This window comes from Streptomyces sp. ActVer (assembly GCF_027270795.1).
Classification (GTDB): Bacteria; Actinomycetota; Actinomycetes; order Streptomycetales; family Streptomycetaceae; genus Streptomyces; species Streptomyces umbrinus_A.
In genome coordinates, this window is record NZ_JAPWHT010000074.1 from 22,679 (window position 1) to 31,123 (window position 8,445).

7 protein-coding genes are annotated in these 8,445 nt (G+C 66.5%); 6 read left to right on the forward strand and 1 reads right to left on the reverse strand.

Annotation, left to right across the window (positions count from 1 at the left end; translation table 11 throughout):
• Nucleotides 1-107 precede the first annotated feature (107 nt).
• Nucleotides 108-2,855 (reverse strand): pyruvate dehydrogenase (acetyl-transferring), homodimeric type, encoded by a 2,748-nt coding sequence (gene aceE, locus O3Q52_RS15015; RefSeq protein WP_269649282.1) that lies wholly within the window; start codon nucleotides 2,853-2,855, stop codon nucleotides 108-110.
• Between the two features lie 508 nt (nucleotides 2,856-3,363).
• On the opposite strand from aceE, the gene O3Q52_RS15020 reads away from it, so the two are divergent.
• The 6 genes from O3Q52_RS15020 (at nucleotide 3,364) to O3Q52_RS15045 (ending at nucleotide 8,276) form a co-directional block, all read left to right on the forward strand.
• Entirely contained in the window at nucleotides 3,364-3,801 is a 438-nt protein-coding gene (locus O3Q52_RS15020) for a DUF3052 domain-containing protein (protein ID WP_055611766.1), read from the forward strand.
• A 272-nt stretch (nucleotides 3,802-4,073) separates the two neighbouring features.
• Nucleotides 4,074-4,532 (forward strand): peroxiredoxin, encoded by a 459-nt coding sequence (locus O3Q52_RS15025; protein ID WP_055617905.1) that lies wholly within the window; start codon nucleotides 4,074-4,076, stop codon nucleotides 4,530-4,532.
• Nucleotides 4,533-4,719: 187 nt separating this feature from the next.
• Nucleotides 4,720-5,295 carry a TerD family protein gene (locus O3Q52_RS15030; RefSeq protein WP_055617911.1) on the forward strand — a complete coding sequence of 192 codons (576 nt, stop codon included), beginning with the start codon at nucleotides 4,720-4,722 and terminating at the stop codon, nucleotides 5,293-5,295.
• A gap of 135 nt (nucleotides 5,296-5,430) precedes the next feature.
• Complete coding sequence (locus O3Q52_RS15035) at nucleotides 5,431-6,006, forward strand: TerD family protein (RefSeq protein ID WP_055617906.1); 576 nt, start codon at nucleotides 5,431-5,433, stop codon at nucleotides 6,004-6,006.
• Nucleotides 6,007-6,284: 278 nt separating this feature from the next.
• Nucleotides 6,285-7,433, forward strand: coding sequence for a DUF475 domain-containing protein (locus O3Q52_RS15040; protein WP_269649283.1), 1,149 nt, complete (start codon nucleotides 6,285-6,287; stop codon nucleotides 7,431-7,433).
• 105 nt (nucleotides 7,434-7,538) lie between these two features.
• Nucleotides 7,539-8,276, forward strand: a complete 738-nt coding sequence (locus O3Q52_RS15045) for a Tellurium resistance (protein ID WP_269649284.1) — start codon at nucleotides 7,539-7,541, stop codon at nucleotides 8,274-8,276.
• Nucleotides 8,277-8,445 lie beyond the last annotated feature (169 nt).

Consider the following 8,445-nt stretch of genomic DNA (forward strand, 5'->3'; position numbering starts at 1 on the left):
GTCTTTTGTCTTTTAGGGGCGCGGGGCTCTATCGATGTGCGGCTCCGCCGCGTGGGCGCGCCCAGCCCCCACAACCCGCAGACAAATAGCCGGCCCCGCGCGGAGCGCTACGCATCCCCACCGGCAGCACCAGGATCCGCAGAAGCCACATCCAGCAACTGATACCGGTCAATCGCCTGCTTGAGCACGGACCGGTCGAGCTTGCCCTCACGCGCGAGCTCCGTCAGCACCCCCACCACGATCGACTGCGCGTCGATGTGGAAGAACCGCCGAGCAGCCCCCCGGGTATCGGCGAAGCCGAACCCGTCGGCGCCCAGGGACTGATAGGTCCCCGGCACCCAGCGAGCGATCTGGTCAGGAACCGACCGCATCCAGTCGGAGACGGCCACGAACGGCCCCTGCGCCCCGGACAGCTTCCGCGTCACATAGGGAACGCGCTGCTCCTCCTCGGGGTGCAGCAGATTGTGCCGCTCCACCTCGACGGCCTCGCGCCGCAGCTCGTTCCATGAGGTCGCCGACCAGACGTCGGCCCGTACGTTCCAGTCCTCGGCGAGCATCCGCTGGGCCTCGACGGCCCACGGCACGGCGACACCGGACGCCATGATCTGCGCCGGGATGGAGCCCGAAGTGCCCTCCGCGAAGCGGTGGATGCCCTTCAGGATGCCGTCGACGTCCACGTCCTCCGGCTCGGCGGGGTGCTGGATCGGCTCGTTGTAGACGGTGAGGTAGTAGAAGACGTCCTCGCCGTGCGGGTGCTCGGCGGACGAGCCGTACATCCGCCGCAGCCCGTCCTTCACGATGTGCGCGATCTCGAACCCGTAGGCCGGGTCGTACGCGACACACCCCGGGTTCGTCGAGGCGAGCAGCTGCGAGTGCCCGTCCGCGTGCTGCAGACCCTCACCGGTCAGAGTCGTACGACCGGCGGTCGCGCCCAGTACGAAGCCGCGCGACAACTGGTCGGCCATCTGCCAGAACTGGTCGCCGGTGCGCTGGAAACCGAACATCGAGTAGAAGACGTACACCGGGATGAGCGGCTCGCCGTGCGTGGCGTACGCCGAGCCGGCCGCGATCAGCGAGGCCGTACAGCCCGCCTCGGAGATGCCGTCGTGCAGCATCTGCCCGGTCGGCGACTCCTTGTACGCGAGGAGCAGATCGCGGTCCACGGCCTCGTACTGCTGGCCGAGCGGGTTGTAGATCTTCGCGCTCGGGAAGAACGAGTCCATGCCGAATGTGCGGTACTCGTCGGGCGCGATCAGCACGAACCGCTTGCCGATCTCCTTGTCCCGCATGAGGTCCTTGAGCAGCCGTACGAACGCCATGGTGGTGGCGATCGACTGCTGACCCGAACCCTTCTTCACACTCGCGTACGTCTTGTCCTCGGGCAGTGCGAGCGGCTTGGACCGCACGACGCGCGTCGGGACGTACCCGCCGAGCCCCTTGCGGCGGTCGTGCATGTACTGGATCTCCTCCGAGTTCCGGCCCGGGTGGTAGTACGGCGGCGCGCCGGACTCCAGCTCCTGGTCGGAGATCGGCAGGTGCAGCCGGTCGCGGAAGCCCTTGAGGTCGGCGACCGTCAGCTTCTTCATCTGGTGCGTGGCGTTGCGGCCCTCGAAGTTCGGGCCGAGCGTCCAGCCCTTGACCGTCTGCGCGAGGATCACGGTCGGCTGGCCGCTGTGCGCCTTGGCCGCCGCGTAGGCCGCGTAGACCTTCTTGTGGTCGTGACCGCCGCGGCCCAGGTGCAGGATCTGGTCGTCGGTCATGTTCTCGACCATCGCCCGCAGCCGGTGGTCGTGACCGAAGAAGTGCTCGCGGATGTACGAGCCCGTCTCGGTGGCGTACGTCTGGAACTGTCCGTCGGGCGTGGTGTTCAGCTGGTTGACGAGCACGCCGTCGCGGTCCTGCGCGAGCAGCGGGTCCCAACTGCGGTCCCAGACCAGCTTGATGACGTTCCAGCCGGCGCCGCGGAACTGCGACTCCAGCTCCTGGATGATCTTTCCGTTGCCGCGCACCGGGCCGTCGAGGCGCTGGAGGTTGCAGTTGACGACGAACGTGAGGTTGTCCAGGCCCTCGCGCGCGGCGATGGACAGCTGGCCGAGCGACTCGGGCTCGTCCATCTCGCCGTCACCGAGAAACGCCCAAACGTGGGACTTGGAGGTGTCCGCGATACCGCGCGCCTCCATGTAGCGGTTCATTCGCGCCTGGAAGATCGCGCCGAGCGGGCCGAGGCCCATCGAGACCGTCGGGAACTCCCAGAAGTCCGGCATCGACCGCGGGTGCGGGTACGACGACAGGCCGTTCGGCGCCTTGGACTTCTCCTGGCGGAAGGCGTCGAGCTGCTGCTCGCTCAGCCGGTCCAGCATGAACGCGCGGGCGTAGATGCCGGGGGAGGCGTGACCCTGGAAGAAGATCTGGTCGCCGCCGTCGCCCTCGTCCTTGCCGCGGAAGAAGTGGTTGAAGCCCACGTCGTAGAGGGAGGCGGAGGACGCGAAGGTGGCGATGTGACCGCCGACGCCGATTCCGGGGCGCTGGGCCCTGGACACCATCACGGCCGCGTTCCAGCGGGTCGCGTTCAGGATCTTCCGCTCGATCTCCTCGTTGCCGGGGAAGAACGGCTCGTCCTTGGTGGCGATGGTGTTGACGTAGTCCGTGCTGCGCATCTCCGGCACGGCCACGCGCTTCTCGCGGGCCCGTTCGATCAGCCGCAGCATGAGATAGCGGGCCCGCTCCCGGCCGCGCTGGTCGACGGCGGCGTCGAGGGAGTCGAGCCACTCCTGGGTCTCTTCTGGATCGAAGTCAGGGACCTGACTCGGAAGGCCGCCAATGATGATCGGGTTGCGATCGGGTCCGGAAGCCACGCTGTTCCTTCGCTCTCAGGGGGCCGCTTTTTCTCGGTTTTTCTCGGTTTTTTCTTGGGGGGTCTCTCTGGTTACCTGGGTCTCTGCACCGTTCCCCATCGTGGACCTCGGGGGCGGAAACGTCATCTCTACCGAGAGGTAACCGAGACGTTCGCCCCGTCCCCCAAAGGGCGGGTACGGCAAATCGCAACGATACGCCCGACCCGTGACGCGTACCGCAAAGCCTTTCGAGTCCCGTACCCTCGTAGGGTTCGTAAATCCACAAATGGGGCAGATTGGTGTGGTGTGCGTCACCAATGGCCAGGATTCCCTGCCTGGAGTTGCGGCGACACGGTCGGGATCGTCACCGTTTCGGCGGTCCCGACGGCCGGGTACTTGCGCGATCCGCCCCGCCCGTGTGGACTACGGCCAATGCTTCGCGCACGCGCGTGGCTTGAACTTCCCCAAGCTCCAGGCTTCGCCCGAGCAGGGGGAGACCCCATTACCGAACATGATCAGGAGGCAACCCGTGAGCGCGACCGCGGACCACGCGGAGGAGCGGACGAGCCTGGCCACCAGGCTGGGATTCCAGCCCGAGCAGGTGGTCCAGGAGATCGGCTTCGACGACGACGTCGACCAGGAGCTCCGCGAGGCCATTGAAGAAGTCATCGGCAGCGAGCTCATGGACGAGGAGTACGACGACGTCGCCGACGCCGTAGTGCTCTGGTTCCGTGACGACGACGGCGACCTGACGGACGCGCTGGTGGATGCCACCACGTACGTCGAAGAGGGCGGCGCCGTCCTGCTGCTGACGCCGAAGACCGGCCGAGACGGGTATGTGGAGCCCAGCGACATCGCGGAAGCCGCGACGACCGCGGGTCTGTCCCAGACCAAGAGCATCAGCGTGGGGAAGGACTGGAGCGGGACCCGGCTGGCTACGCCGAAGGCGGCCAAGTCAAAGCGGTGACGCTCCGCTGATTTGGGCGGGGGTTCAGGGGTTGGCACCCCTGGGCCCCCGTTTTTCGTACCTCGGCCTTCGTCGTCGGCTGCGGGTGCGTTGTGGCTGGTCGCGCAGTTCCCCGCGCCCCTAAAGGACTCAGCCTCTCCGGCGTTTGAGGAGCGGGGGTTCGGGGGCGGAGCCCCCGAAAAGGGGCGGGAATGGGTAGGGGCGGCGGGGGCGAAAAGGGGTCTCTGCGTAGGGTGGGTGCCCCGAACGGCCCATGGAAAGGACGCAGGACGATGACGATCGAGGTCGGCGACAAGGCCCCGGACTTCGAACTGAAGGACAACCACGGCGCCACCGTGAAGCTCTCGGACTTCCGCGGCGCGAAGAACGTCGTGCTGCTCTTCTACCCCTTCGCCTTCACCGGCGTCTGCACGGGCGAACTGTGCGCCCTGCGCGACAACCTGCCGCAGTTCTCCGACCGCGACACCCAGCTGCTCGCCGTCTCCAACGACTCCATCCACACCCTGCGCGTCTTCGCCGAGCAGGAGGGCCTGGACTACCCGCTGCTGTCCGACTTCTGGCCGCACGGCGAGGTCTCGCGCGCGTACGGGGTCTTCGCCGAGGACAAGGGCTGCGCGGTGCGCGGCACCTTCGTCATCGACAAGGAGGGCATCGTCCGCTGGACCGTCGTCAACGCCCTGCCGGACGCCCGTGACCTGAACGAGTACGTGACGGCGCTGGACAGTCTGTGATCCGGACGTGATCCCGGCACGAACCCCGCATGATCCCGGCTCCGTGACCGGCCTGTGATGCCGACACTCTGGGATTCTTCACGCCCAGGGCCTGCGGCGGTGGGGAACCCCTCACTAGGATCGACACGTTGATCCGATACCGACGCACTACGGGGCGCACCGCCCCTGGACACCAATGGGAGGACTCGTGGGAGTCAGCCTCAGCAAGGGCGGCAACGTATCGCTGTCGAAGGAGGCCCCGGGACTGACCGCGGTCATCATCGGTCTGGGGTGGGACATCCGCACCACCACCGGTACCGACTTCGACCTGGACGCCAGCGCCATCCTGACGAACGCGGAGGGCAAGGTCAGCAGTGACGCCAACTTCGTGTTCTTCAACAACCTGAAGAGCCCCGACGGCTCGGTCGAGCACACCGGTGACAACACCACCGGTGAGGGCGAGGGCGACGACGAGCAGATCAAGGTCAACCTCGCCGGCGTCCCGGCCGACATCGAGAAGATCGTCTTCCCGGTCTCGATCTACGACGCCGAGAACCGCCAGCAGTCGTTCGGCCAGGTGCGCAACGCGTTCATCCGCGTCGTGAACCAGGCGGGCGAGGCGGAGATCGCCCGGTACGACCTTTCCGAGGACGCCTCCACGGAGACCGCGATGGTCTTCGGCGAGCTGTACCGCCACGGCGCGGAGTGGAAGTTCCGTGCCATCGGTCAGGGGTATGCCTCAGGTCTGCGCGGCATCGCGCAGGACTTCGGCGTCAACGTCTGAGCCACCCCGGGGCCGTGGTCCGGCCCCGGGCACTTTCAATCCGCTTCACCTTTTTTCCGTCCGGCGTCGCACACTCCTAGTGCGGCGCCGGACGTGCTCGACAACCCAATGGCTTGACCGGGGAGGACAAGGATCATGGGCGTCACGCTCGCCAAGGGGGGCAATGTCTCCCTCTCCAAGGCCGCACCGAACCTCACGCAGGTGATGATCGGGCTCGGCTGGGACGCACGCTCGACCACCGGAGCAGACTTCGACCTCGATGCCAGCGCGCTGCTGTGCAACTCGGGGCGGGTGCTCGGTGACGAGTGGTTCATCTTCTACAACCAGCTCAAGAGCCCGGACGGCTCGGTCGAGCACACCGGGGACAACCTCACGGGTGAGGGCGACGGCGACGACGAGTCTCTCCTGATCGACCTCTCCAAGGTGCCCGCCAACGTCGACAAGATCGTCTTTCCGGTCTCCATCCATGACGCCGACAACCGCGGCCAGACCTTCGGTCAGGTCAGCAACGCCTTCATCCGGGTCGTCAACCAGGCCGACGGCCAGGAGCTCGCCCGCTACGACCTCTCCGAGGACGCCTCCACGGAGACCGCGATGATCTTCGGCGAGGTCTACCGCTACGGCGCGGAGTGGAAGTTCCGCGCCGTGGGACAGGGGTACGCGTCCGGACTGCGGGGCATCGCCCTGGACTTCGGGGTCAACGTCTCGTAGGGCCGCCGGGTCCGGGGAAGGTGCCCCCGGTGACCGAAGGAGAGGCCACCGCCCGCCGTGCACCGAAAGCAGTGTGGCGGGCGGGGCCGAAGGCGCGTCACTGGCGTCCGCACCCTCTGGACCTGCGACTCTCCGGGTGGGGTGGCCCGGCCCTCTCGTCCGAGGGGTCGTCCCTCTAGACTTTGTGGTCAATGTTTCGTAAAGCCGGGTACGGCGGGGGGAAACCCCCTCCGGACTTCGTCCGGGGGTAGCCCCCCATACTCACGATTGGGTAGCCAGTGGTTCTGAAAACCTTCGGCTGGTCGTTCGCGGTCACCGCGCTCGGCTTGGTCGCAGCGGTGTTCTACGGGGGGTGGACCGGGTTCGGCATCGTGGCGATCCTGTCCGTCCTCGAGATCTCGCTGTCCTTCGACAACGCGGTGGTCAACGCCGGAATCCTGAAGAAGATGAGTGCCTTCTGGCAGAAGATCTTCCTCACGATCGGTGTGCTGATCGCCGTCTTCGGTATGCGGCTGGTCTTCCCCGTCGTGATCGTCGCCATCACCGCCAAGATCGGCCCGATCGAGGCCGTCGACCTGGCGTTGTCCGACAAGAACCGCTACGAGGAACTGGTGACCGACGCCCACCCGGCGATCGCGGCCTTCGGTGGCATGTTCCTGCTGATGATCTTCCTCGACTTCGTCTTCGAGGATCGCGACATCAAGTGGCTGGGCTGGCTGGAGCGCCCGCTGGCCAAGCTCGGCAAGATCGACATGCTGTCGGTCTGCATCGCCCTGATCGTGCTGATGGTCTCCGCGATGACCTTTGCGTCCAAGGCCCTGCAACATGGCGGCGGGCATGTCGACAAGGCGCAGACGGTGCTGATCTCCGGCATCGCGGGCCTCATCACCTATCTGGTCGTCGGTGGTCTCTCCGGTTTCTTCGAGAACAGAATCGAGGCAGAGGAGGAACGGGAGCACGAGGAGGAGGAAGAGGCCAAGCGTGCCGGCAAGAAGCCCACGGCCGTCGTCATGGCGGGCAAGGCGGCCTTCTTCATGTTCCTCTACCTTGAGGTCCTGGACGCGTCGTTCTCCTTCGACGGTGTCATCGGCGCCTTCGCCATCACCAACGACATCGTCCTGATGGCGCTCGGCCTCGGTATCGGTGCCATGTACGTCCGGTCGCTCACCGTCTACCTGGTCCGTCAGGGCACCCTCGACGACTACGTCTACCTGGAGCACGGCGCCCACTACGCCATCGGTGCTCTTGCCGCAATCCTCCTTGTCACCATCCGGTACGAGATCAACGAGGTCATCACCGGCCTCATCGGTGTCGTCCTGATCGGCTGGTCCTTCTGGTCCTCCGTGCGCCGGAACCGGGCGATCGCGGCCGCAGAGGGAAAAGCTGAGGCCTCGGACGACAAGGCTGAGATCTCGTCCGGGGTGTGACACCGCTCCGAGTGAGGAACGCTCTGTGAGGGGCGGCCGTCGAGGGATTCCTCGCGGCCGCCCCGGCGCATTCGTCGAGGTGAACAGGGAAGCGTGGGGGCGGGAATGAGCTTCTGGGAAGGCTTGTGGCGCGGCCGGTCGACGGACTTCGACTCGGGCAGCGCGGCGACCAACGCCATAGAACTGACCAAACGGAACCACACGATCTCGCTCACCAAACAGGGCGCCGCCACCGGCAACCTCCGCATCAACCTGTCCTGGCGGATGCGCACCTCCGACATCGGCGGGTCCCAGCGGGACAGCCTGCTGCGCCACCCCTTCAAGGCCTTCAAGCCGGACGTGGTGCAGGCGCACACCCAGAGCATGGTCAACGTCGACCTCGACCTGGGCTGCATGTACGAACTCGCGGACGGCACCAAGGGAGTCGTCCAGCCCCTGGGCGGCTTCCTGGGCGAGCTCAACGGCGCGCCGTACGTGAAACTCAGCGGCGACGACCGCTTCGGCTCCGGCTCGGGCGAGACGATCTTCGTCAACCTCGACCACCGCGAGCAGATAAAGCGGCTCCTGGTCTTCGTCTACATCTACGACCAGACCCCCGCCTTCGACCGTACGCACGCGATCGTGACGCTCTACCCGAGCAACGGGCCCCGGATCGAGATCGGCCTCGACGAACGGCACTCGCAGGCCAGGTCCTGTGCGGTGGTCATGATCGAGAACGTCAAGAACGAACTCGTGGTGCGCCGAGAGGTGAAGTTCGTGTACGGGTTCCAGGCGGAGCTCGACCGGCTCTATGGCTGGGGCCTGCAGTGGGGTCGCGGCTACAAGACGAAAGCCGACCGCTGACCACCGTTGCCACTGGGCTCAGCCGGGGCGCCCAAGAGCTCGACTGGGAAGGTTCGGCGGCGGCTGCGGGCCCGTTGTGGCTTGTCGCGCAGTTCCTCGCGCCCCCAAGGCTGAGCGGGGTTGCCCTAGCGGCCGATGAACTGGGGGCCCTGTGGGGGCAGCCAGATCG

Bases quoted from the DNA above. Each gene is read 5' to 3' on its own strand.
- O3Q52_RS15025 (WP_055617905.1), top strand. From the start codon at position 4,074: ATGACGATCGAGGTCGGCGACAAGGCCCCGGACTTCGAACTGAAGGAC.
- O3Q52_RS15035 (WP_055617906.1), top strand. From the start codon at position 5,431: ATGGGCGTCACGCTCGCCAAGGGGGGCAATGTCTCCCTCTCCAAGGCC.
- O3Q52_RS15045 (WP_269649284.1), top strand. From the start codon at position 7,539: ATGAGCTTCTGGGAAGGCTTGTGGCGCGGCCGGTCGACGGACTTCGAC.